Genomic DNA, 24,917 nt, shown 5'->3' with positions numbered 1-24,917 from the left:
TTTCCTGCGCAAGGAGTCAACGATGCTCGCTCGGATCGGAAAATCGCTCTTGGCCGCCGTGCTCGCGGCAGGTCTGCCTTTCGCCGCCGCGGCGCAGATGGCGCCCGGCGCGACGTTCGGACCGCTGCCCGAGCCGCAGTCGCGTTTCAACCGCGGCAACTACTTCCTCGAAAAAGGCACGCAGTCGTTCAGGCGCGGCCAGCTCGAATCGGCGCTGTACCGCTGGGACATCAGCGCGTACTGGGTCACAAGATCGCGCAGTACAACCTCGGGCTCATGCACTTCAAGGGCGCCGGCGTAAGCGCCGACCGCGCGCGCGGCGTCGCCTGGCTCGCGCTCGCGGCCGAACGCGGCGACCCGCCGCTCGCCGACGCGCTCGAATGGGGCTACGCGCAGCTCACGCCCGAAGAAGTCGCCCGCGCCAACGCGATCTGGCGCGACGAACTCAAACCGCGCTACGGCGACGCGGTCGCGATGCCGCGCGCGATGTCGCTGTGGCGCATGGACCTCGTCATGACGACCGGCTCGCACCTCGGCTACACGATTCGGTCCGCTCGAAGTGACCGACTACTCGACCGGCGAGACGATCGACGGCATGACGCGCCAGCGCCGTCTGCGCGAGCAGGGCGGGCCGTACGCGAATCCGGTCTATCCGCGCGTCGAGGTCGGCGACCTCGTGTCGCTCGAATCGAAGCGGCGCAGGTAGCGATCCCGGGCGATCCTCAAGGCAGCACGGCCGCCGATACGGGCGGCTGCGTGCCGCGCGCGTAGCCGGAGAGATGCCACGCGCCGGCACGCGGATCGCGTACCGCGATGCCGACGACGCGCCGTTCGCCGTCCACGAGCACCGCGCGCGCCGGCAGCATCGATCCGGGCGGCAGTTCGACCGTGACGCGTTGACCGTCGCCCTCGAACAGATTGGCGATCGGCACCGTCGCGATCTTCGCGTCGGCGAGCGGGCGCGCGGCGTCGGCAAGCGTCGCACCGAGCGCGCGCGTCTCGCGCCACGAGAACGGCGGGATGTCGGCCTGCCTGAGCACCGGCGTGCCGCGCACGAGTTCGTCGCGCAGCGTTTCGCCGAACTCGTCGTCGCGGCCGAGCACGCCGGTCGCCGTGCCCGCCGCGGTGTTTTCGACGAGGCCGCGAACGAGCGATGCGTAGATGCGCCCGCCGCGTTCGGCCGGCCACGCGATGAAGGCCAGCGCGAGCGCGCCGGCGGCGAGCACGCGCGGCCATGCCGCGTGGCCCTCGGTGCGGCGTCCGAGCGCGATCAGCGCGATGCCGAGCCAGAACAGGCACGGCCACGGCTGGTAGCGGTCGGCGTAGATCTGATCCGGATGCTCGACGAAATAGCCCAGACGCGACAGCGCGATGATGCCGGCCGCGGCGAGGCCGAACCACGCGATCGCAAGGCCCAGGCGTCGCGTGCGCGTCGGCGACGCGCCGGTGCGCAGCGCGCGCGCGCTCGCGACGAGCAGCGCGACGATGCCGGCGCCGCCGACGAGCGCCTGCGGCCAGACGGCCGCGGAAATATCGGCGGCGACGTGCGCGCGCAGCAATGCCGACGACGCCTGCGCCGATCCGCGCAGCATCCCCGGCAGCAGATTCGCCGCCTGTTCCTGCCACAGATACGGCGCGACGTAGTTCAGCGGGCCGCCGAGCCAGCGTGCGGCGGCCAGCAGGTTCTGCAAGGGATCGATGCGCAGCGAGCCCGACACGCTGTCGCCGCCGCGCATGCCGAAGTAGTACAGCGCCGCGAGAACGAGACCGCCGGCCGCGATCGCGATCGCGCGCCGCGGCGCGCGCGAGAACACCAGCGCGGCCAGGATGCCGACGAAGCTCGCGAGGCCGTAGCCGAACGTGTTCGTCGCCGCGAAGCCGCACACGAGCGCCGCGGCGAGCCAGGCGCCGGATCGCGTCGAGGGCGCCGCCGGGGAGCCGGCCGCGCGCAGCGCGCAGACGATGCCGGCGAGCGTCAGCGCCATCGTGAGGTAGACGTGCATCAGCTCGCCGGTGTGCGCGAGCGTGCGCGCGTTGCCGAGCCAGACGACCGCGAACGCGGCGAGAAACGCGCCGGCCCAGCGCGGCGCGAGCGCCAGCGCGTCGTCGCGCAGTGCGACGGCGGCGACGAGCGCGACGGCGGCGAGCACCGACGTCCAGCCGACCGCGAGCTGCAGCACGTGCGACCCGCCGAACGCGGCGATGTCGAGCCACGCGACGAAATTCGGCAGCACCTGGCGATGCCCGTTGTCCGGCGCGACGACGTTGCCGGGAAAGTCGAGCGTCAGGAACGTGACGTACTGGCGCCATTGGTCGGCGTACAGCGTCAGCGGCGTCCACTGCGCCATCGTCGCGAGGCCGTAGACGATGTAGACGAGAGCCGCGACGGCGAGCGCGGCGGCGACCGCGCGATCGAAGCGGGAAGGCGCGATCGAAGCGGCGCGATCGAAGCGGGAGGGTGTGGCGAGCATGGGCGCGAATCCTTGCGTGGAGCCTGAACATACCGCCCGGGAGGGGGCCGGGCCGTGCGTGCGCGACAAAATAGCCTGTCGTGTATCGGCCTGTCTTGCTATGGTCGTGCGCCCGATACGGCGGAACGACGCGCGTGATCTCCCAGCAGCAATTCCAGGCATTGGCGGACGAAGGCTACAACCGGATTCCGGTCGTGCGCGAAGTGCTGTCCGATCTCGACACGCCGCTGTCGGTATACCTCAAGCTCGCCGACGGCCCGTATACCTATTTGCTCGAATCGATCCAGGGCGGTGAAAACTGGGGCCGTCATTCGATCATCGGCCTGCCGTGCCGGCGCGTGCACACGCTGCGCGGCAACACGCTCACGACCGCCGAACTCGGACAGACCGTCGAAACGCGCGAGCTCGACGATCCGCTCGGCGAAGTCGAAGCGCTGCGCGCGCGCTATCGCGTGCCGCAGCTGCCGGGCCTGCCGGCGTTCACCGGCGGCCTCGTCGGCTATTTCGGTTTCGAGGCGATCGGCTACGTCGAGCCGCGGCTCGCGGGCTGGGACAAGCCCGACCAGCTCGGCACGCCCGACGCGCTCCTGATGCTGTCGGAGGAAGTGGCGGTATTCGACAACCTCAAAGGGCGCCTGTACCTCATCGTGCACGCCGATCCGGCCGAGCCGCACGCGTACGCGCGGGCATGCCGCCGGCTCGACGAGCTGACGTTCCGCCTGCGCCGCTCGGGGTCGAGCTATCCCGACGTACTCGATCCGAAGCTGCTCGACGAAGCCGATTTCGTGTCGGGCTTCACGCGCGAGGGCTTCATCGCCGCGGTGGAAAAAAGCAAGGAATACATTCGTGCCGGCGACATCTTCCAGGTCGTGCTGTCGCAGCGCATGAGCGTGCCGTTCCGCGCGCGGCCGGTCGACGTATACCGCGCGCTGCGTTCGCTGAACCCGTCGCCGTACATGTATTTTCTCGATCTGGGGTCCACGCAGATCGTCGGCTCGTCGCCGGAGATCCTCGTGCGCCTCAAGGACGGCAAGGTCGTGCTGCGGCCGATCGCCGGCACGCGCCCGCGCGGCGCGACGCCCGAGGCCGACGCCGCGCTCGAAGCCGAACTGCTGGCCGATCCGAAGGAGCGCGCCGAGCATCTGATGCTGATCGACCTCGGCCGCAACGACGTCGGCCGCGTGTCGAAGACCGGCACCGTGCGCGTCACCGAAAGCTTTTCGATCGAGCGCTACTCGCATGTCATGCACATCGTCTCGCAGGTGGAAGGCGATCTCGCCGAGGGCTTGAGTTATCTCGACGTGCTGCGCGCGAGTTTTCCGGCGGGCACCGTGAGCGGCGCGCCGAAGATCCGCGCGCTCGAGGTGATCCAGGAACTCGAACCGATCCGCCGCAACATCTATTCCGGCGCGGTCGGCTACATCGGCTGGTGGGGCGACGCCGACACGGCCATCGCCATCCGCACCGCGGTGATCCAGGACGGTCGCCTGCACGTGCAGGCCGGCGCGGGCATCGTCTACGACTCCGATCCGGCGATGGAGTGGGACGAGACGATGAACAAGGGGCGGGCGCTGTTCCGGGCGGTGGCGCAGGCGGTGGGAGGGCTGTGATTTACGCGTCTCGTGAATGTCGAGATTGCGTCTGACTCCCTCTCCCCCAACGCTTTGCGTTGGGGGAGAGGGGCGGGGTGAGGGGGCGACGCCGGTGTCTTCGTCGAGATCGAGGAATGGCGACGCGCCAGCCCCCTCACCCCAACCCTCTCCCCCAAGCGAGCTTGGGGGAGAGGGCTTCGCGCGCTGACGTCGGAGTAAGGGTCAGCCGCCGTATCGTTTTCGCAAAAATGCAAAATACCCGCGCAACCCCTGCGCCTCGCCGCCCTTGGGCTTGCCCGGCCGCTCGCCGTCGTTCCACGAGTACACGTCGAGGTGCGCCCACGCGATCGACTCGGGCACGAAGCGTTCGAGATACAGCGCCGCCGTGACCGCGCCCGCGTGCCGCGACGGACCGGCGTTCGCGATGTCGGCGATCGACGATTCGAGCATCGTCAGGTACGGCCGCCACAGCGGCATGCGCCACAGCGGATCCTGAGTGTCGCGGCCGGCGGCGATCAGGCCATCGGCGAGATCGTCGCGATTGGCGAACAGCGCCGGCAGGTCGGGGCCGAGCGCGACGCGCGCGGCGCCCGTCAGCGTCGCGAAATCGAGAATCAGGTCGGGCTTGGACTCGGCCGCGTAGGCGAGCGCGTCGCACAGCACGAGGCGGCCTTCGGCGTCGGTGTTGTCGATCTCGACCGTGATGCCGGCGCGCGTCGTGATCACCTCGCCGGGCCGGTAGGCGTTGCCCGACACCGCGTTTTCGACCGCGGGAATCAGCAGCGTCAGCCGCACCGGCAGCTTCGCCTGCATCACGAGGCGCGCGAGGCCGATCGCGTGGGCCGCGCCGCCCATGTCCTTCTTCATCCAGCGCATGCCGTCGGCGGGCTTGAGGTCGAGGCCGCCGGTGTCGAAGCACACGCCCTTGCCGACGATGACGACGTGCGGACCCTTTTTGCCCCACGTCAGCTCGGCCAGCCGCGGCGCGCGATGGCTCGCGCGGCCGACCGCGTGGATCGTCGGAAAATTGTTCTTGATGAGCGCGTCGTCCACCCACTCGCGATATTTCGCGCCATTGGCCTTCGCCAGGTCCGCGACCGCGCCGGCAAGTTCTGCCGGGCCCATGTCCTGCGTCGGCGTGTTGATCAGATCGCGCACCTGGTACGCCGCGTCGAGCATCGGCGCGACGGCCTTGAGCACCGCCGGTTCCACCGCGAGCCGCGCCGGTTCGCGCCGCGCCTTGCGATAGCGCGTGAACTGGTACGCGCCGAGACCCCAGCCGAGCGCCGCGCGTTCGGCGTCGAGCTTGCCGCCCGCGAGGCGGTAGTCGCCGGCCGGCAGCCGCTGCGGCAGGCTCGCGAGCGCGTACGCGTCGTCGCCGCGCGAGATGCCGACGAGCACCCCGCGCACGCCGCCGGTGTCGTCGGGCAGCGCGAGCATCGCGCCTGCGTCGGGCTTGAAGCCGTGCGCCTCGGCCCAGCGCTTGGCCGCGGGGCCGAGTTCCTTGAGCGTCGCGGCGAACGTCTCGGCGGCGACGGGATACAGGTCGGTCGCGCGCGTGGTGCGGCGAAGTTCGGTCAGTCCTTGCATGCCGGGTCCTTGTTGGCGTTGGCGGCTAGGTGGAGAAGGCTCTGCGCTCAGGCGGCACGGGCGAGATCGAGCCAGTCGGCGAGTTCGGCAAGATCGGTCACGACGACGTCGGGCGTGCCCTCGTGCGACCACGAATGGCCGCCGCGGTTCACCCACGCGGTCTTGAGGCCCGCGTTGCGCGCGCCGATCACGTCGAGTTCGGGATCGTCGCCGACGTGCAGCACGTGCGCAGGCGCAACGCCCGCGAGCGCGCATGCGTGGCGGAAGATTTCCGGCGCCGGCTTGCCGGCGCCGAAGTCGCGCGCGGTGACCGTGCCGGCGAACAGCGGCCGCAGGCCGATGCGTTCGAGATCGGCGTTGCCGTTCGACAGGCTCACGATCGGCACGCGCGCGGCGAGGCGGGCGAGCGCGTCGCGCACGTCGGGGTACAGGTCCACTTCGTTGCGCGCGGCGTAGTACGCCTCGAACGCCGCGTCGAGCGCGTCGCCGTGGCCGTGCGGCTCGAGCGCGGCGGCGAGGGAGAGGCGCCGCTGCGCGGTGAAGTCGTGCGCCAGATGCGGATGCGCGGCGCTGATCGCCTCGCGCAGCGCGCGCATCGCCGGTATCGGATACGCATCGGCGACCTTCGGGCAGTTCGCGCGCAGCCACGCGTCGAGCTTCTCCTCGGCGCGCAGCACGATCGGCGCGATGGGCCAGAGCGTGTCGTCGAGGTCGAGCGTGATCGCGAGGATGTTCACTTGCCGCCCGTGGCCTCCGCCTTTGCCTCGGCCTTCGGTGCCGACTTCGGCGCCTTCGCGGCGGCTTTCTTCGCTTCGGCCTTGACCTCGCGCGATTCAGCCGCGCTTTCCTTCGCGGCCTGCGTCGCGGGCGAGGTTGGCGCGACGCGCGACAGCGCGGCGGCGGTCGCGGCGGGCGCGGCGATCGGCGTTTCGTTGACCTTCGTTTCGATCATGGCGAGGCGCGTGGCGTCGTTCGCGGCGAGTTCGGCGCCGGCCGAATACGGCACGAGCTGGTGCTTGCGAAGCGTCTCGTGCGCCGGCGGCGTGTCGAGCCACGCGATGAATTCCTTCACCTTCGCGGCGTTCGCGGCGTCTTCGCGCAGCGCGACGTAGACCGGCGTGTAGAGCGGATAGCTGCCGTTGCCGACGCTCGCCATCGACGGCACGACGCCTTCGACGTTGAGGATCTTGAGCTTCGGGTTGCCGGCTGTCGACGAGAGCGTGCTGACGCCGAGCGCGGCCGGATCGAGCGTGACGCCTTCTTCGAGCTTGGCGGTGTTGATGTACAGGCGCGGCACGGCCACGCGCTGGTCGCCGTTCTTGAAGATCATCGCGCGCAGCGAGTATTCGACGCCGTCGAGCGGACCTGCGACCGCGTACATGTTGATCGCCTGGTCCTTGCCGCCGAGCAGCTTCCAGTTGTCGGCGCGGCCGTAGTACACGCGCCAGATGTCCTTGACGCTGATCGACGCGACCGGATTGGTCGGCGAGGTGATCATGACGAGGCCGTCCCAGGCGACCGGCACGAACGTGAGGCCCGTCTCCTCGGTGCGCTTGCCGTGCGCGGGACGCAGGCTGCCGGCGAGATCGGCGGTGCCGCCGGCCACCGCGTCGATGCCCGAGATCGTGCTGAACGGATTGATCTCGATGCGGATGCGCTTTTCGCGTTCGTACTGCTTGGCGATGTCGTTCATCAGGCCGCGCGCGCTGGCGATGTCGCCGCGCCAGACGAGACTACCGGCGATCGGGCCTTTCGGCGCCGGCGCGGGTTTCGCGGCGGCGGTCGCGGGCTTCGCCGCGGCCGGTTTCGGGGCGGCCGGTTTCGGCGCCGCGGGCTTGGCAGCGGCCGGCGCGGCGGCGGGTGAGGCAGCCGGCGCGGCGGGTTTGGGGGCTGGTGCGGCCGGCGGATCGGCGGCGAACGCCGGGTTCAGGAGAACGAGCAGCGACAACGGCAGAAACGCGCGGCGGCACGCGGCGGCGAGACGAGGTTTATTCACGGAAGAAGACCCACCCACGGAACGAATCGCGCGCACCATACCACGCGTCCGCGCTCCGAATCGTGCGGTGGAACAACGAGATGGCGTTGGGGGCGGCTAGGGCGGTTCAAGTGCGGTGCCCGGGCTTTCGCTCATCTTCTTTTTGCTCGTCATCCCAGCGAAAGCTGGAATCCAGCTCTTCAGCGCTCAATCGATGCGCGAACTCAAAAAAGCCAGGGCTGGATTCCAGCTTGACTCGCGACTACGTCACTCGCCCTTCGGGCCGGCTGCGCCGTTGTCGCTCCTCGCTGGAATGACGAGCTAAAGATACGAGCGACGGCAGCAGCCGGACCTCCTTATTCACACATCACAAAATACGCATTCTGCCCCCGCACCACGGTCAGCAGCAGCTGCCGCGACTGCCGCCGCGTCAGCGCCTTGAGGTCTTCGAGGTTGCGAATGTCGACCTGGTTGACCGCCACGACGACGTCGCCGGCCTTGAGTCCGTTCGATTCGGCGCGCGAGCCGTCCGCGACGCGCGTGATCGCCGCGCCGCGCAGACCCTGCTGGCGCTGGCGGTCCGCGATCTGCGTGAATTCCGCGCCGACGAGCCGCGGGTCGAGCGCCTGGCCCTCGACGCTCGCGCTCGTCTGCGCCGTGAGCTTCGCCGTCGCCGTGGTCGTCTTGCCGTCGCGCAGGATGCCGAGCTGCACTTCGCTGCCGACCGGCAGCAGTCCTTCGGTGTTGTGCAGGTCCTGCTCGGTGCTCACGTTCCTGCCGTTGACCGACACGATCACGTCGCCCGGGCGCAGGCCGGCGTTTTCGGCCGCCGAATCGGCGAGCACGCGCGTCACGACGGCGCCCTTGCCGGGCTGCGCACCGAGCATTTCGGCGATCTCCGGCGTCACGTTCTGCGTTTCGATGCCGAGCGAGCCGCGCTTGACCGAGCCGGTCTTGACGAGCTGACCCATCACGTCGCCGGCGAGGCTCGACGGAATCGCGAAACCGATGCCGATGTTGCCGCCCGACGGCGAGAAGATCGCCGAGTTGATGCCGACGAGATCGCCGTTGAGATTGACCAGCGCGCCGCCCGAATTGCCGGGATTGATCGACGCGTCGGTCTGGATGAAGTTCTGGTAGCCGAGGCCGCGCAGGCCCGAACGGCCGAGCGCCGAGACGATGCCGGTCGTGGCCGACTGTCCGAGCCCGAACGGATTGCCGACGGCGACCACGAAGTCGCCGACGCGCAGCCGCGTCGAATCCGCGAGCGGAATCGCCTTGAGATTCTCGGCGGCAATCTGGATCACCGCCACGTCGGTATCGGGATCGGTGCCGATGATCTTGGCCTTCAGCTCGCGCTGGTCGGCGAGCGTCACCGTGATGTCGTCGGCGCCCTGCACGACGTGGTTGTTCGTCAGTACGTAGCCCTTGGCCGCATCGACGATCACGCCCGAGCCGAGCGACTGCTCGACGCGCTCGCGCGGCATGTTCGGCACGCCGAAGAAGCGGCGGAAGAACGGATCGTCGAGCATCGGATCACGCACGCGCGTGTGCGTTTTCGAGGAAATGTTCACGACGGCCGGCGTCACGCGTTCGAGCATCGGCGCGAGCGACGGCATGGCCTGACCGTCGACGAGCGCGGGCAGCGCGGCCGAGGCCGTCGGCGTATTGGAAACGGCGAAGCCGGCCGCGATGCCGATGCCGAGCGCGGCGCCGGTCGCGAAGACGAGGCGGGTGATCGAGGACATGGGTTTCCCTGTATGCGTCAAGTCGCAGCGTTGACCGCGTATAGGGTCCGAGGTTTCCCGTTTCCAGGCCCGTTTCGCGATTCGTTCAGCTTCGCTGTCACCCCGCGACATTGCCGCACTGCTTAGCGCGTCAACATTCTTTCACGCCCCCTCGATTGACACGCCGCACCCCCAGGCGTAGTTTTGCCCGCGCTCGCAAGCACAAGATGTTGTGCCGGCAACACGGGGGTGGACCCTAATCGTTGGGGTCGCCGGCACAAAGCCCGGACGGTGGTGGCCGAATGGCAACTGAGTGAAAAATCGCGGACCGCGGAACGACTCGTCGAAGGCGGACGGGTGTCGGCGGGCGGCTGTGCGTTCCCTGACGCGCAACCGGCGATGAGCGAGCGTCCACACCTGCAAACAGGGACTCAGGAGGACGATTGATGAGTACGGTGCGTTTGGCGGAATCGGCCCGCAGCGGGGCGGCGATTCCGATGCAGCCCGCTTCCTACGACATCTGGGACCGGAAATACCGGCTCCGCACGAAGCTCGGCGAACCGGTCGACGTATCGATCGACCACAGCTACCAGCGCATCGCCAAGGCGCTGTCGGACGTCGAGGACACCGACGAGAAGCGCGCCTTCTGGAACGAACGTTTCCTGTGGGCGCTGCGCCACGGCGCGATTCCGGCCGGCCGCGTCACGTCGAACGCCGGCGCGCTGGAGCACAAGCCCGCGACGTCGACGATCAACTGCACCGTGTCCGGCACGATCGAAGATTCCATGGATGGAATTCTGCAGAAGGTGCACGAGGCGGGCCTGACCTTGAAGGCCGGCTGCGGCATCGGCTACGAATTCTCGACGCTGCGTCCGCGCGGCGCGTACGTCTCGGGCGCCGGCGCGTACACGTCCGGGCCGATGTCGTTCATGGACATCTACGACAAGATGTGTTTCACCGTCAGCTCCGCCGGCGGTCGCCGCGGCGCGCAGATGGGCACGTTCGACGTGTCGCATCCGGACGTGAAGGATTTCATCCGCGCCAAGCGCGAAGACGCCCGCCTGCGCCAGTTCAACCTGTCGTTGCTGATCACCGACGGCTTCATGGAAGCGGTGGCGCAGGACGGCGACTGGCCGCTCGTGTTTCCGATCACGCAGAAGGAAAAGGACGACGTCGATTTCGACGACGCGTCGAAAGTGGTCTGGCGCGAGTGGCCGACGACGCGCAACTACGTCGCGCGCGACGACGGGCAGGTGGCGTGCAAGATCTACAGCCACATCCGCGCGCGGCACCTGTGGGACATGATCATGGTCTCGACGTATGACTACGCCGAGCCGGGCTTCATCCTGATCGACCGCGTCAACGAGATGAACAACAACTGGTGGTGCGAGAACATCCGCGCCACGAATCCTTGCGGCGAACAGCCGCTGCCGCCCTACGGCAGCTGCCTGCTCGGCTCGATCAACCTCACGCTGTTCGTGCGCGATCCGTTCGGTCCTAAGGCGCGCTTCGATTTCGACGAGTACCGCGAGGTCGTGCGCGTGTTCACGCGCATGCTCGACAACGTCGTGGAGATCAACGGGCTGCCGCTCGAACAGCAGCGCAACGAGATCCTGTCCAAGCGCCGCCACGGCCTGGGCTTTCTCGGCCTCGGCTCGACGCTCACGATGCTCAAGATGCGCTACGGCGCGAAGGACGCATGCGCGTTCACCGAGGCCGTGAGCCGCGAGATGGCGCTCGCCGGCTGGGAAGTGGGTCTCGCGCTCGCGCAGGAAAAAGGCCCCGCGCCGATCCTCGCGCAGACGTTCGACGTCACCGCCGAAATGCTGCGCAAGCGCCCCGAAATGGCCGCCGACGGCTGGAAGCTCGGCGACGCGATACCCGGCCGCGTGCTGCATGCGAAGTACAGCCGCTATATGCAACGCGTCGCGGGCGTCGCGCCGGAGCTGGTCGCGCAGCTCGCCGAGCACGGGTCGCGCTTCACGCACCATTCGTCGATCGCGCCGACCGGCACGATTTCGCTGTCGCTCGCGAACAATGCGTCGAACGGCATCGAACCGTCGTTCGCGCACCTGTATTCGCGCAACGTGATCCGCGAAGGCAAGAAATCGAAGGAAAAGGTCGACGTCTGCAGCTTCGAGCTGCTCGCGTATCGCGAACTCATCAATGCGCGCGCGATGCCGCTGTCGGACAAGCCCGACGAGAAGCTGCCGGACTACTTCGTCGCGGCCGACGACATCTCGCCGACCGAGCATGTCGACATACAGGCGGCGGCGCAGAAGTGGATCGACTCGTCGATCTCGAAAACCGCGAATGTGCCGACCGACTATCCGTACGAAGACTTCAAGAACATCTACACCTACGCCCACAGCCAAGGGCTCAAGGGCTGTACCACGTTCCGCTTCAACCCTGCTGCGTTCCAGGGCGTGCTGGTGAAAGAGGCCGATCTCGAAAACACCATCTACCGTTTCGAGCTGGAGGACGGTAGTGTTGTCGAAGTGAAAGGAAACGAAGAGATCGAGTACGACGGCGAGACGCACACCGCCGCCAATTTGTTCGACGCGCTCAAGGAAGGCTACTACGGCAAGTTCTGAGCGCACGCGCCGACGTTCAACGAGAAGGCGCGCACGACAAGATTGGAGTAATGTCCACACTGCAACACGCACGCACACACACCAACCCGAACGAGGAGCTGGAGGGTTTTATGCAGACCGTAGGTGAGACGATCAGCAATGCGCTGGAAGCCGTCAAAGAAACCGCGCAGAACGTCGGCGAAGCCGTCGCAGAGAAAACCGAAGCCGCCGTCGCCACCGTGAGCGCCGCCGCTTCCGACGCGAAAGAGGCCGTCGCCAAGCGCGCCAAATCGGCCGTGAAGAAGGCGAAGGAAGTCAAGAACGCCGCGGAAGAGAAGGTCAAGGCCGTCGTCGCGAAGGCGAAGAAGGCCGTGACGAAGGCGAAGCCGGCCGCGAAGAATGCGGCGAAGAAAGCCGCAGCGCCGGTGAAGGCTGCCGCGAAGAAGGCCGCCGCGCCGGCGAAGAAGGCCGCCGCGAAGAAGGCTGCGCCGGCCAAGAAGGCCGCCGCGAAGAAGGTGGCGAAGAAGGCCGCGGTGAAGAAGGCGCCGGCGAAGAAGGCTCCCGCGAAGAAGGCGGCGGCGAAGAAAGCGCCGGCACGCTACGGCGCGAAGAAGGTAGCGGCGAAGAAGGCACCGGCGAAGAAGGCCGCGCCGAAGAAGGCCGCTGCGAAGAAAGTCGTGAAGAAGGCGGCCAAGAAGGGCGGACGCCGCTAAGCAACCAGGCTTCCGCCGGCGAGCTGCGGTCACCGCGGCACCCGGTGGGAAGTGGTGCGTCGTCGGCGAGGCTGCGTCGGCGCACTGACTGGCGGTGAGGAACGCCGCCGCGTGCCAGACGCGGCAGGCGCTTCACCTGAGCAAGACCCACTGCCAAGCACGCGCGGCAACGCGCTACAGCCTTGATTCACTCCGCGCCGTCCTCGGCGCGGAGATATTTTGAAAGTATGTGCCGCGCCGACACCGGCGCGGAGGTCCTTTGCAGAATGCACAGTGCCGCGCCGGCACCCGAAGGCTCGCGCCATGACGATCAAGATCGGCAAGAAAATCAAAGGCTATTCGGTCGAGAAGCCGAACGAGAAAGCGGCCGAGGTGAAAACCGTGCTCGCGCCGCTCGCCGTCGTGGAGGCGCCGAGCGCCGAAGTCATCCAGATGCACGAGAAGGTCGAGCGTCCGGAGATGCTGATCGGCGCGACCTACAAGATCAAATCGCCGCTCGTCGAGCACGCGCTGTACGTGACGATCAACGACATCGTGCTGAACGAAGGCACCGAATATCAACTGCGCCGGCCGTTCGAGATCTTCATCAACTCGAAGAACATGGACCACTTCCAGTGGATCGTGGCGCTCACGCGCATCATGTCGGCGGTGTTCCGCAAGGGCGGCGACGTGACGTTCCTCGTCGAGGAATTGAAAGCCGTGTTCGATCCGCGCGGCGGCTACTACAAGGCCGGCGGCGTCTACATGTCGTCGATCGTGGCCGAGCTCGGCGCGGTGGTCGAGCAGCATCTGAAGTCGATCGGGCTGATCCACGATCCCGATCTGTCGCCCGAAATGCGCGCGCTGATCGCCGACAAACGTGCGGCCTATGAGCAGCGCGGCGCAAAAAAACCTGAAGGGCGTCTGGCGGGCATCAGCGGCGATCTCGCCGGCGCGGGCGCGGAGTCGTCGTCGCGCACTTCCGATTCCGCGGAATTCCCGGCCGGTGCGACGCTGTGCAGCAAATGCAACACGTCGGCGATGATCGTCATGGACGGTTGCGAAACCTGCCTCAACTGCGGCTATTCCAAGTGCGGCTGAATCGCTGACCGGCGGAGCGGTCGGCGCGTTTGTGCGGACACCCATAAGCCGCGACTCTGGCACGCACAATGTGCAACTTTGAAAGGCTTTTCGTACTACAAATCATGCACGGTAGGCACACGGCGCCCTTGTAGAGGGCGCTATGTTTCTGGTCCGCAGTGATGCACGTCTCCACAATCGCCGTCGCAGCGCATAGTCGCCGCCTCAAAACACGGCGTGTGCGTTTATAGTCCCAGGCTATCGACGCAGTCAGCGGATTCACCGATGTCGGCACCAAAAAAACGCGTGCGGGCAGGCCCCGATCGACATCGTCATTGCCCGACGGCATGAGCCCGCGACAGAACGGCCTGCTTCGCGCATTGCCGGACGATGAACTGGAGCGGCTGCTGCCCGGGCTCGAACCGATCGACATGCCGCTTGGCCAGGTGCTCTACGAATCGGGCAGCCAGCTGCGCCATGTGTACTTTCCGACGACGTCGATCGTGTCGCTGCTCTATGTCATGAAAGATGGCGCTTCGGCGGAAATCGCCGTGGTCGGCAACGAGGGCATGGTCGGGGTTGCGCTGTTCATGGGGGGAGAGACCACCACGAGTCGTTCCGTGGTGCAAAGCGCCGGGCATGCCTATCGCCTGAAAGGACAGTTTCTCAGGGACGAGTTCACGCGCGCGGCCTCGATGCAATATCTGCTGCTGCGCTACACCCAGGCCCTGCTGACGCAAATGGCCCAGACCGCAGTATGCAACCGCCACCATTCCATCGACCAGCAACTTTGCCGTTGGCTGTTGCTGAGCCTCGATCGCCTGTCGTCGAACCGGCTGACCATGACTCAGGAACTGATCGCCAACATGCTGGGCGTGCGCCGGGAGGGCGTGACGGAAGCGGCCGGGAAGCTACAGGTCGACGGCCTCATCCACTACAACCGTGGCCATATCGAGGTACTGGACCGGCCGAAGCTGGAGGCCCGCAGTTGCGAGTGCTATCAGGTGGTCAAGACGGAGTTCGACCGGCTGCTGCCCGAGGTGAACGCGCGTTGATCACGCACTGTGTGAGCCGGCGGGGTGCGCGCGCCGGCCCACGGCTTCCTTGCAGCGCTTATGGCGAGCGCTCAGGTACTCCATGATTGGCACGTTGGCCTTTTGCCCGGGGGTACGTACTTGGGCAATACGCGGGTACGAGGACCGGGATCGGCGTGTTCCCCAGCGCCTTGATGCGGCGGATCAGCCGCAACCACTTGTCCGTCAGCATGGCCTTGTTCATCGCAGTGCCTTCTCGGGTTCGCGCTCGGCGGATGCAGGGCGATCGTCGACCGGGTTTCGTTCAACCGTCAGGCCGCCGGCTTCGACGTTCCTCACGCCGCGCGTTTCGCCGGCAACCTCGATCGCAAGTTCGCGCTCGGCCGTGCTTTGCACGATGCCGCTCAGCCACACCACGCCTTCCAGCGCGGCGACCGAGATGTTCGCGCCCGACACGCCGCGCGTGAACATCAGCGATTTATTTACTTTGTCGGTAATCCACGAATCGGGCATCGATCGTTCGGCGCCCGTGTCGGTCGCATCGAGACCCTTGTCGGATTTCCGGGCGAGCACGATGTCGTTGCGCAGGGCGATCACGCCTTGCGTGTTCCTGGCAATCCGTTCGGCGTGATCCCTTTCGGCACTGCCTGCGACCATGCCGGCCAGGGTCACCTTGCCCTGCAGGGTTTCCGCGCGGATGTCGAGCCCGCTGGTATGCGAACTCCACAGCAGTCGCGACCTGATCGACGCGGTAGTGGTGGCGTCGCCGACCCTTTCGCTGAAGGTGCGTTCGTTCGTCGTCCTGGCAGGCCGCACGTAGTCGGCGTCCACGAGAATCCGGTTGTCGATCTGCAGGATGTCGTCGGCGACCAGGGTGATCTGTTCCGCCAGGTCCCTGGCAACGCCGTTGTCGACGTTTCCGCCGAGTACCGCCTTGTTGCCGTCGACCAGCACGTTCAGATTGAACTCGCGCAAATGCGGATTCATGTCGAAGGTGGTCTGTATCTGCATCTCGCGCCGCGTGTCGACGAACTGCAAACCCTCCGTATTCGGTGATTTCGCGGCGGAACCGGCGCTGACGGGCCGGGGCAGAGCGTTGCCTCCGACCAGCACGAGACTACGAGGGGCTTCTTTCAAGACGATCTCCGGTGTTGCGGTTATCGCACCAGTGTGCGCGCAAATTGCCCGCCGCTCGGTTCGCTGGCACACATACCCGGCCGCGCCGCGTTGCCGGGCTATCACGAATGAGCCGATTGGCGCGCGACGACGAACTCCCGGGCGTGATCACCGCCGTCGTCGATCAGCGCCAGCGTGGCGGGCACCGTCGGTACCTCGCCGTCGGCCGCGACGCGGACGTGGCACCGATAGACGGTCGCGCCGGCCCGGTAGTTGAAACGGAAACCCGGCCAGTGCGGCGGCAGGCGCGGATCGATATGCAGGCATTCGCCTTCGCGGCGCAGTCCCAGTAGCGACTCGACGATCAGGCGGTACATCCAGCCGGCCGATCCGGTGTACCAAGTCCAGCCGCCGCGCCCGGCATGCGGGTCCACCGCGTAGACGTCGGCGGCAGCCACATAGGGTTCCACTTTGTAAGTGTCCACATCTTCCGGCGTCAGCGCGTGGCGCAGCGGATTGATCAGGTCGAACAGTTCCCAGGCCTCGCGCGTGCGTCCCGCCTCGACGAAGGCCATCACGGCCCAGATTGCCGCGTGGGTATATTGGCCGCCGTTTTCGCGCACGCCGGGGACGTAGCCGCGGATATAGCCCGGGTCGAGCGGCGACTGGTCGAACGGCGGGTCAAGCAATTGGATCAGCCGCGCTCGCGGCCGCACCAGCTGCGACTTGAGCGCATCCAGCGCGCGCTGCACGCGCTCGTCCGGCGCCGCGCCCGAAAGCGCGGCCCAGCTTTGCGCGATCGCATCGATGCGGCATTCGTCGTTGCCGGCCGAGCCCAGCGGCGTGCCGTCGTCGAAGTACGCGCGCCGGTACCAGGCGCCGTCCCAACCGTGCCGTTCCAGGTTGGCCTGCAGCGTCGCCGCTTCGGTTTCGCAGCGCGCGGCGAACGCCGTTTCGCCGCGCGCCCGTGCCAGCGGCGCGAAGTCGAGCAGCACGCGATACAGGAAAAAACCCAGCCAGACGCTTTCGCCGCGGCCGCCCTTGCCGACGTTGTTCATACCGTCGTTCCAGTCGCCGCTGCCGATCAGCGGCAGGCCGTGCGGCCCCAGGCGCAGGCCGTGTTCGATCGCGCGCACGCAATGCTCGTACAGTGGCAGGTGATCGTCCCAGCGCAGCGGCAGGTCGTAGTACGACTCCTCGCCCGGCGCCAGCGCGCGCCCGTCGAGAAACGGCAGCGCGACGTCGAGCACGGCGGCGTCGCCGCTGCACGCGACATAGCGGCAGGCGGCGAACGGCAGCCACAGATAGTCGTCAGAGCAGCGCGTGCGCACGCCGCGGCCGCTCGGCGGATGCCACCAGTGCTGCACGTCGCCTTCCTTGAACTGGCGCTGTGCACAGAGCAGCAATTGCGCGCGCAGCAGTTCGGGCGCGGCGTGAACCAGCGCCATCGTGTCCTGCAGCTGATCGCGAAAACCGAACGCGCCGCCGGACTGGTAGTAGCCGCTGCGTCCCCACAGCCGGCATGCGATCACCTGGTACAGCAGCCAGCCGTTGCCGAGCGCGTTGAGCGCTTCGTCCGGCGTGTCGAGTTCGATCGTGCCGAGCAGGCCCGTCCATTGCGCGCGCACGGCATCGAGCGCCGCGCGTGCGGAACCGGGCCTGCGGTGGCGCCTGATCAGCGCGCTCGCGTCGTCCGCCGTCGCCGCCGAGCCGATGCGGAAGATGATTTCGCGCGACTGCCCGTCTTCGAGTTCGAACGGAATCTGGATCGCGCCGCAGGGATCCATGAGCGCGCCGACGCGGCCGGACAGCCGCGTGCGCTCCATCGCCGCCGGGCGCGCCAGATTGCCGTTGCGGCCGATGAATTCCAGGCGGTCGCCGCTCAGCGTGCGTTCGGCTTCGTCGACGTCGAAGAACGCGACCCACTCGCCGAACTCCGGATGGAACGGATTGCGCGCGAGCAACGCGCCGCTGCCCGGATCCAGTTCGGTGACCACGTGCATCGCCGATTTCGAGGCGAGATCGCCCAGCACCCATTCGACGTAGCCGGTGGCCGACAGCGCGCGGCGCCTGCCCGAGACGTTGCGCAGGCGCAGCACGACGAATTTCACCGCGGCGTCGGGCGCGACGTAGATGCGCTGTTCGCTGCGGATGCCGTTTTCGCAATGCTCGAACACGCTGTAGCCGAAGCCGTGACGCGTCACGTACGGCTCGCTGCCGGGTGAGGGCAGCGCCGACGGCGACCAGTAGCGGCCGCTTTCCTCGTCGCGGATGTAGAACGCTTCGCCCGCCGTATCGCCGACCGGATCGTTCTGCCACGGCGTGAGACGGTATTCGTGCGCGTTCTCGCGCCAGCTGTAGCCGACGCCGCTTTCCGACACGAGGCAGCCGAATTCGGCGTTCGCGATGACGTTGATCCACGGCGCCGGCGTCGACGTTCCCGGGCCCGTCGCGATCACGTATTCGCTGCCGTCCGGCGAGAATCCGCCGCGGCCGTTGTCCAGGCGCAGCGGCGCGCGTGCGACCGGCGCGTCGTCGTTCGCGATGCGCGCCGGCGGCTCGACGGGCACCAGACGCGGCATCGCGAGCTCGCCGGACTCGCGCCGCTGCAGGTGCTCGACGAGGCTGCCTTTCTTGTCGCTGAGCACGACGCGCGCGACCGCGAGCAGCAGCACGCGATCCTCGTGAGGAATCTGCTCGGCCGCGCGCACGAAGATGCCGCCCGGCCGCTCGAGCAGATTCGCATCGACGCTCGCGGAGATCATGCCCATCAGCGCATCGTGCAGGTTCTGTCGGTAGCCGCCGCGTTCCTCGTTCCAGATCACGAGGTCGGCGGCGAGGCCCTTGAGGCGCCAGTAGGCGTGCGCCTGCACGGCGTCGCGCGCGAGGTCGAGGTCGTCGCTGCCGCTGACCTGCAGCAGCACGATCGGCAAATCGCCCGAGATCGCGTACGCCCATAGGCCCGGCTGGCCGCGTCGATTTCGCAGCACGAGCTGCGCGTCGGCGCGCAGCGAAGCGTGGCTGTACAGCATGCGGCCTGCCAGGCGTGCATAGGTCTGCGCCTCGGCTTCGCTGATGTTGATCTGCCGCAGCGATACCTGGCTGTGCGTCCAGGCGAGGTCGATCACGCGATCGGCCAGGCGCCGGTCGTGATACTTGTCCACCAGGTGCAGGCAGTTCTCGCGGCTCGTGCCGACGCCGGTCACGAGATCGACGTGGACGGTCTGTTCGGGCTGCACGGTGATCCGATGCCGGATCGCGACGATCGGATCGAGCACCGACCCTTGCGAACCCGACAGCGCGACGTCGCGGTCCAGCGCGCGCGGATGCGCGCTCGACCGGCGTCGCCCGACGAAGCGCGCGCGGTCGGTTTCGAACGACACGCCGTCGCTGTCGCCGTCGTGGACGGCCAGCAGATGGAACATCCACGGCGGCGCGTCGTGCGTGTCGCGCGGCCGGCGCGAACATACGATCGCGTCGCGCGCCGCGACGATTTCGGTCTGCACGAAGAGGTTGCTGAACGCCGGATGCAAGCTGTCGCTGATCGCCGGCGCGAGCACCACTTCGGCGTAGCTGGTTGCCTCGATCGTGCGGGCGACCGCGGCGCGGTTGGTGATGCGCGTGCGGCGCAGCTCGATGTCGTCTTCGGGCGATACGACGATTTCGGTATGCGTCTCCCAGCCGTCGAGACGACGGCGAAATTCCACGCGCGCCTCGGTGAACACGGTTTCGTAGTCTTCGCCGGGCTGCAGCGTGGGCTGGAACGCTGTCGACCAGACGCGCCCGCTGCCGAGATCGCGCAGATAGCAGAAACTGCCCCACGCGTCGCGCGTCGGATCTTCGCGCCAGCGCGTCAGCGCGATGTCGCGCCAGCGGCTGTAGCCGCCGCCGGCACTCGTCACCATGACGTGGTAGCGCCCGTTAGACAGCAGTTGCACCGCCGGCGTCGCCGGATCGGGACGATTGAACACGCGCAGCGGAACGGCCGGCGCCTCGCTGGCGTTGCGCGCGTCGACCAGTCGCGGATCGCTCGCGGGCTGGCCGGCGGCCCGCGGCACGCGCTCCTGCAGCAGCAGCAACGCAGACTGCACTTGCGGGTCCGCTTCGAAGCGCCGCTGCATCGGACGGTCGAGCAGCACGTGCGCGAACGCGAGGAGGCTCATGCCCTGGTGGTGCGCCATGAACGATCGCACGATCGCGCAGCGCTGGCCTGGCGGAATGCGCGTGGCGCTGTAGTCCACGGCTTCGTAGTAGCCGAACGGCGTAAGCCAGTTCTGTTCGGCCTGGCGCGCGAGATTCTCCGCCGCCGCATTCGGCGCCACCAGCAAGGCCAGCGCGCTCGCGTAGGGCGCGATGACGAGTTCCTTCGACAGGCCGCGCTCGAGCCCCAGGCCCGGCACGCCGAACGCGCGGTATTGGTAGTTCTGCGCGGCGTCGGTGAGGTGATAGCCGCACTCGGACACGCCCCAGGGCACGTCGCGCTCACGCCCGTACGCGATCTGCCGCGCCACGGCGGCGACGGCGGTGTGTGCGAGCAGCGATTGCGGATAGGTCGGCATGACGAGGTTCGGCATCAGGTACTCGAACATCGAGCCGCTCCACGACAGCAGCACCGGCGTGCCGCCCGCGTGCGTGAGCAGTCGGCCGAGCGAGAACCAGGCTTTCTGCGGCACCTGGCCCTGCGCGACCGCGACGAACACGCCGAGGCGCACCTCCGACGCGAGCAGGTCGTAGTAGCCCGAATCGCGGCGATGGTCGTTGACGTTGAAGCCGATGCTGAACAGGTCGCGCTTGGCGTCGTACAGAAATTCGTAGTCGAGCACGGCAAGTGCGGCTGCGCGCTCGGCCAGTTTGCGCGCCGCGCCGAGCCAGCCGGTTGCCGCGGACGAACCCGCCGCGACCATGTCTTCCAGGCACGCGCCCGGCTTGGCTGAAAAAAGCGACACCTCTTCAAGGTGATCGGCGCATTGCGCGACCAGCGACCGGGCCCAGGCGGTGACGGCCTCGTCGTCGGGCGCGTTGTCGCGCAGCCCTTGCGCCAGCGCCAGCAGTTGCGTCAGGTCGGCCGCAAGGTCGCTCTCGCCGGCGCGCCGTCTGAGTTCCGCAGCGCTCGCCGTGTGCATGAAGTGCTGTGCCGGCGCGCGCAGCGGCGGCGGCAGCAGCGCGTGCAGCACGCCGGCCGTGTCGCACAATCCGTCGAGAATGCGCGCTTGTGCCGGCACGTAGCGCCGCAGCGCCAGCAGGCCCTGCCGCAAGGTCAGCAGGTGTCCGGCGAGATTGCCGCTGTCGACCATCGACACGTAGCGCGGATTCAGCGGCGCGAGCGTGCGCGTGTCGTACCAGTTGAACAGATGCCCGCGATAGCGCTCGAGTTTGTCCATGCTGTCGAACGTGGCGCGTGTGCGCTGCAGCAGCCGGCCGAGCGAGAGGTAGCCGAAGTCGTGCGCGGCGAGGCTCGCGAGCAGGCTCAGGCCGATGTTGGTCGGCGAAGTGCGGTGCGCGACGACGTCGCCGGGTTGCTGCTGGTAGTTGTCCGGCGGCAGCCAGTTGTCGACTGGTCCGACATGGCGCTCGAAGAAGTGCCAGGTGCGCCGGGCCGCGTCGCGCAGCAGCGGCTCGTGCTTGGGATCGAGTCCTTCCTGCGCCGACGTTCTCGGGCGGCTTGCGTGCCAGGCGACGAGCGGGCCGATCAACCACAGCAGCAGAATCGGCAAGGCCGGCAGGAGCGCGGCCGGTTGCCATTGCGCAAGGGCGATGCCGAGGCCGATAGCCGCCAGCGGCGCGAACGCCATCTCGCGCAGCAGTCCCGACAGGCGGCCGCCGTCGCCGCGCTCCACGACGCTCGACGGCGTCCACTCCAGCAGGCGGCGCTGCGAAACGTGCAGGCGCCAGAGCGTCCGTGCGATCGCATCAAGCGCGACCATCGCCTCGAACGGCAGGCACGCGAGAGCGAATGCTGCCTGGCCCAGGCGTACGCCCGTGCCGCGCGCGACGAACCTCAGATGCGCGCGCCAACGTGAATCGGCCGGCTTGCGCACGACGGCCGACATCGCTTCGAGCGGCACCGGCGCCAGCGTCAGCAGCAGCACGAAAACCGTCCACGCGGCCGCCGCCGGCAGCAACAGCCAGCCGAGCACGAACAGCAGAAACTGAGCGGGCGCGGCGAAACTGCGGCGCAGATTGTCCAGCACCTTCCAGCGCGACAATGGCGACAACGGATTGTTTTCGGTGCCCGCGTCGGCACGCGGCACGCGCGGGAGCAGCCAGCGTGCTATCTGCCAGTCGCCGCGAATCCAGCGATGGCGCCGCTTGATGTCGGAACGGTAGCTCTGTGGAAAATTCTCGAAAACCGCAATGTCGCTGACCAGCCCCGCACGGACATAGCCGCCTTCGAGCAGGTCGTGGCTCAGAATGCGATTGGCGGGCAGGCGTTGCGCCAGCGCGTCCTCGAAGGCATCGACTTCGTAGATGCCCTTGCCGGTGAACGAGCCTTCGCCGAACAGGTCCTGGTAGACGTCCGATACGGCACGCGTATACGGGTCGAGTCCGGGATCGCCGCCGAACAGCATGGCGTAGCCCGACGCGCCGGCCAGCGGCAGCGTGGTGCCGACGCGCGGCTGCAGGATGCCGTAGCCCGATACGACGCGGCCGCGCGCGGCGTCGAAGCGCGCGCGGTTGAGCGGATGCCGCATCGTGGCGACCAGCTTGTGTGCGACGTCGTGCGGCAGGCGCGTGTCGGCATCGAGCGTGATCACATAGCGGACCGTGCGCAGTAGCGCCGGGTCGCCGACGATGCGCGCGAAAGGGGTGTCCGTCCCGTCGCGCAGCAGCGCGTTGAGATCGCCGAGCTTGCCGCGTTTGCGTTCCTCGCCCATCCAGACGCCTTCGCCCGCATTCCAGCGGCGCCGACGGTGCAGCAGGAAAAAGCGCGACCCGCCGGCATCGGCGTACAGCCGGTTGAGCCGTTCGATGCCCGCAACGGCGGCGGCCAGCACTTGCTCGTCGGTGGACGCGTGCTCGCCGGCGGCGTCCGGGTAGTCGCCGAGCAGCGCGAAATGCAGATGGTCGACGCGATTGGCGAGATAGCGGATTTCCAGGTCGTCGACTTCTTCCTGCGCGGCCTGCGCGCTGCCGAGCAGCGTCGGCACGACGACCAGCGTCGTCGCCTCGGCCGGAATGCCGAGCGCGTAGTCCATGCGCGGCAGCGTCTTCGGTGCGATCACGAACGCGGCGAGCCAGTTGACGACGACCAGCGCGAGCTGGCTTGCCGCGAGCACCAGCGGCGCCGCGACGAGAGCCGCCCAATACGCCGGCGGCGTCGGACCCGGCAGCAGGAACGCGACGCCCGCGATCGCCGCGGTCAGCAGCGCGATCGCGCCGAGATAGATCGGCACCGCAATGCGCTGCACCGTCGCACGCCGACCGAAGCGACGTTCAAGCGTTGCGAGGCCCGCATCGATCAAGTAGTAGCCGACGTGCGCGCGCGGGGCGTCGGCGGCCTCGTCGCGCGCGGCCTCGACGGCCAGTTCAACCACGGCCTCGGCGACGTCGGCTTCGGATCGCCCGGCCTTGCGCGCGATGCGTTCGACCACGTGGCGATAGGCGTCGCGCGTGGTGAAGCTCATGTTCGCGTAGACGCCGGCCGGGTCGGTCGCCAGCGTCGTCTCGATCAGGCTTAGCCCTTCGACGAAGCCGCGCCAGTCGGTCGACAACAGCAGGCGCAGGCTGCCGATGCTGTTGCTCACCGACATCTGGTCGGCGGCCTGCTGCTGGTTTTCCGACTGCACCAGCTGCTCGATCGTGACGCCGGCTTCCGCCAGACGCTGCTCGAGCCACGATACGGGTACGGCGAGCGAGGCGCTCTGGTTCTGCAGGCGCTGCATCAGTTCGGCGACGAACGAACTGCTGGCCGGCGGATCGGAGCGGGCCATGTCGGCGACGGCGAGGATCAGGCTCTTGGGATCGTGGGCGGCGATCTCCGCCATGCTTTCGCCCCAGTAGGCGGCGAGATTGCGATGGCGCCGGTCCAGCGCGACGCGGCTCGCCACGCGGCGCAGGTTTTCGATCAGCGCGAGGCGCAGCATGATCGGAATCGCCCACAGCTCGCCCAGGCTCAGGGGCGCCGTACGCTGATAGGCCGCGACGAAGCGATGCAGGCTATCCTGGTCGAAGCGGCCGTCGCCGTGCGAGATCGCGTTCAGCGCGATGTCGTAGATGCGCGGCAGCCCCGCCGACATGCCGTTGGCCAGCCGTGGCAATTGAAAACTATAGCCTTTAGGAAAATGCAGCCTTGCAGTGCGCACGTGTTCGTCGATGAGGTAGTAGTTGTCCAGCAGCCATTCGCTGGCCGGCGTCACGCGCCGGTTTTCGCGGATCGCCGTCGACAGCAGCGCGCAGGTGTCGATCAGGACGATTTCGTTTTCGTCCAGTCGCGCAAGCAGGCGATTGCGGCCGCGGCCGGCCTGCACGCGGTGAAACGCCGCCAGCGTGCGGCCGTGCTCATCCATTTGCTCGGCACTGAACAGCTCGGCGCGCAGCGGCGATTCGGTCGCCTCGATGCGCTTGCGCTTGTAGCGCGCGCCTGCCAGCAGCCTGACGAATCCGTCACGGTACTTCTTGAGCGAATCGTTCACCGGGTTCCTTGAGAGTTTCCGCGGACGGCGGAGGCCGGAAGGGCGCGCGTAACCGTGCTTGTCGCTGGAGCCGCAGCGTCGGAAACGGGTTCTTCGTCGTCGCGCGATCGGGCCGGTCGTTGCGGCGCGAGGATGCGCCGCCTGCGGCAGCGGATCCGCCCGGTCGTCGTGTGCCTAGGCGCCGGTGCGGCAAAATATGATGTGGACTTGGATAAATTGTTGCATGGCTGGCGTATTGGCCGAGCGCCTGCCGGTCGACTGTAGCACGATGCATCCGGATAACCGTTTGGTAACGCAGGCACGCGCATAGTCGAAGCCTGCCTCGCCGGACTCGCGCGTCGACGCCGAGTCCTCCTACGAGACGTTGCGCGTATCGCGCAGCAACGGGCTCGGTCCCGATCGACGCACGGCCTTCGCGGCCGCGTGTCCGCCGA

At 67.9% G+C, this 24,917-nt stretch carries 14 protein-coding genes; 7 read left to right on the top strand and 7 right to left on the bottom strand.

Features of this window, described 5'->3' with window-relative positions:
• The first annotated feature begins 22 nt into the window (after positions 1 to 22).
• Both OD750_RS20905 and OD750_RS20900 read left to right on the top strand, forming a co-directional pair.
• The gene (locus OD750_RS20905) at positions 23 to 301 is read left to right on the top strand and encodes a hypothetical protein (RefSeq protein WP_263540753.1); all 279 of its coding nucleotides are present in this window, start codon (positions 23 to 25) and stop codon (positions 299 to 301) included.
• Complete coding sequence (locus tag OD750_RS20900) at positions 277 to 771, top strand: hypothetical protein (RefSeq protein WP_263540754.1); 495 nt, start codon at positions 277 to 279, stop codon at positions 769 to 771. Before OD750_RS20905 ends, OD750_RS20900 begins: the two co-directional genes overlap by 25 nt.
• On the opposite strand, the gene OD750_RS20895 is transcribed toward OD750_RS20900, so the two are convergent.
• Entirely contained in the window at positions 723 to 2,471 is a 1,749-nt protein-coding gene (locus OD750_RS20895) for a hypothetical protein (RefSeq protein WP_263540755.1), read from the bottom strand. The two genes, OD750_RS20900 and OD750_RS20895, sit on opposite strands and share 49 nt — an antisense overlap.
• A 134-nt stretch (positions 2,472 to 2,605) precedes the next feature.
• Between OD750_RS20895 and trpE the strand changes: the two genes are divergently transcribed.
• Positions 2,606 to 4,081, top strand: a complete 1,476-nt coding sequence (trpE, locus tag OD750_RS20890; protein WP_263540756.1) for an anthranilate synthase component I — start codon at positions 2,606 to 2,608, stop codon at positions 4,079 to 4,081.
• Between the two features lie 204 nt (positions 4,082 to 4,285).
• Here trpE and OD750_RS20885 read toward each other — a convergent pair whose 3' ends face one another.
• From OD750_RS20885 to OD750_RS20870, 4 genes are all read right to left on the bottom strand, one after another.
• A complete protein-coding gene (locus OD750_RS20885) occupies positions 4,286 to 5,653 on the bottom strand; it encodes a leucyl aminopeptidase family protein (RefSeq protein ID WP_336407570.1) in 1,368 nt (455 codons plus the stop codon).
• 47 nt (positions 5,654 to 5,700) lie between these two features.
• Entirely contained in the window at positions 5,701 to 6,390 is a 690-nt protein-coding gene (locus OD750_RS20880; protein WP_263540757.1) for an HAD family hydrolase, read from the bottom strand.
• Positions 6,387 to 7,649 carry a substrate-binding domain-containing protein gene (locus OD750_RS20875; protein ID WP_263540758.1) on the bottom strand — a complete coding sequence of 421 codons (1,263 nt, stop codon included), beginning with the start codon at positions 7,647 to 7,649 and terminating at the stop codon, positions 6,387 to 6,389. The genes OD750_RS20880 and OD750_RS20875 overlap by 4 nt, the downstream gene beginning before the upstream one ends.
• Before the next feature lie 335 nt (positions 7,650 to 7,984).
• Entirely contained in the window at positions 7,985 to 9,376 is a 1,392-nt protein-coding gene (locus OD750_RS20870) for a Do family serine endopeptidase (protein WP_263540759.1), read from the bottom strand.
• A gap of 425 nt (positions 9,377 to 9,801) precedes the next feature.
• Between OD750_RS20870 and OD750_RS20865 the strand changes: the two genes are divergently transcribed.
• The 4 genes from OD750_RS20865 (at position 9,802) to OD750_RS20850 (ending at position 14,755) form a co-directional block, all read left to right on the top strand.
• Positions 9,802 to 11,949: an adenosylcobalamin-dependent ribonucleoside-diphosphate reductase gene (locus tag OD750_RS20865; protein ID WP_263540760.1), complete on the top strand. Its 2,148-nt coding sequence runs from the start codon at positions 9,802 to 9,804 to the stop codon at positions 11,947 to 11,949.
• Positions 11,950 to 12,059: 110 nt separating this feature from the next.
• Positions 12,060 to 12,641, top strand: coding sequence for a hypothetical protein (locus OD750_RS20860; protein WP_263540761.1), 582 nt, complete (start codon positions 12,060 to 12,062; stop codon positions 12,639 to 12,641).
• A 303-nt stretch (positions 12,642 to 12,944) separates the two neighbouring features.
• Entirely contained in the window at positions 12,945 to 13,721 is a 777-nt protein-coding gene (locus OD750_RS20855; RefSeq protein WP_263540762.1) for a TSCPD domain-containing protein, read from the top strand.
• 314 nt (positions 13,722 to 14,035) lie between these two features.
• Complete coding sequence (locus tag OD750_RS20850; RefSeq protein WP_272842100.1) at positions 14,036 to 14,755, top strand: Crp/Fnr family transcriptional regulator; 720 nt, start codon at positions 14,036 to 14,038, stop codon at positions 14,753 to 14,755.
• 219 nt (positions 14,756 to 14,974) lie between these two features.
• Here OD750_RS20850 and OD750_RS20845 read toward each other — a convergent pair whose 3' ends face one another.
• The gene (locus OD750_RS20845; RefSeq protein WP_263540764.1) at positions 14,975 to 15,871 is read right to left on the bottom strand and encodes a BON domain-containing protein; all 897 of its coding nucleotides are present in this window, start codon (positions 15,869 to 15,871) and stop codon (positions 14,975 to 14,977) included.
• A 101-nt stretch (positions 15,872 to 15,972) separates the two neighbouring features.
• Positions 15,973 to 24,483, bottom strand: coding sequence for a GH36-type glycosyl hydrolase domain-containing protein (locus OD750_RS20840; RefSeq protein WP_263540765.1), 8,511 nt, complete (start codon positions 24,481 to 24,483; stop codon positions 15,973 to 15,975).
• Positions 24,484 to 24,917: the final 434 nt, after the last annotated feature.

The organism is Tahibacter soli, assembly GCF_025717065.2.
Classification (GTDB): Bacteria; Pseudomonadota; Gammaproteobacteria; order Xanthomonadales; family Rhodanobacteraceae; genus Tahibacter; species Tahibacter soli.
The sequence above is the reverse complement of the archived record's forward strand: the minus strand, read 5'-3'. Positions and strand labels throughout refer to the sequence as shown.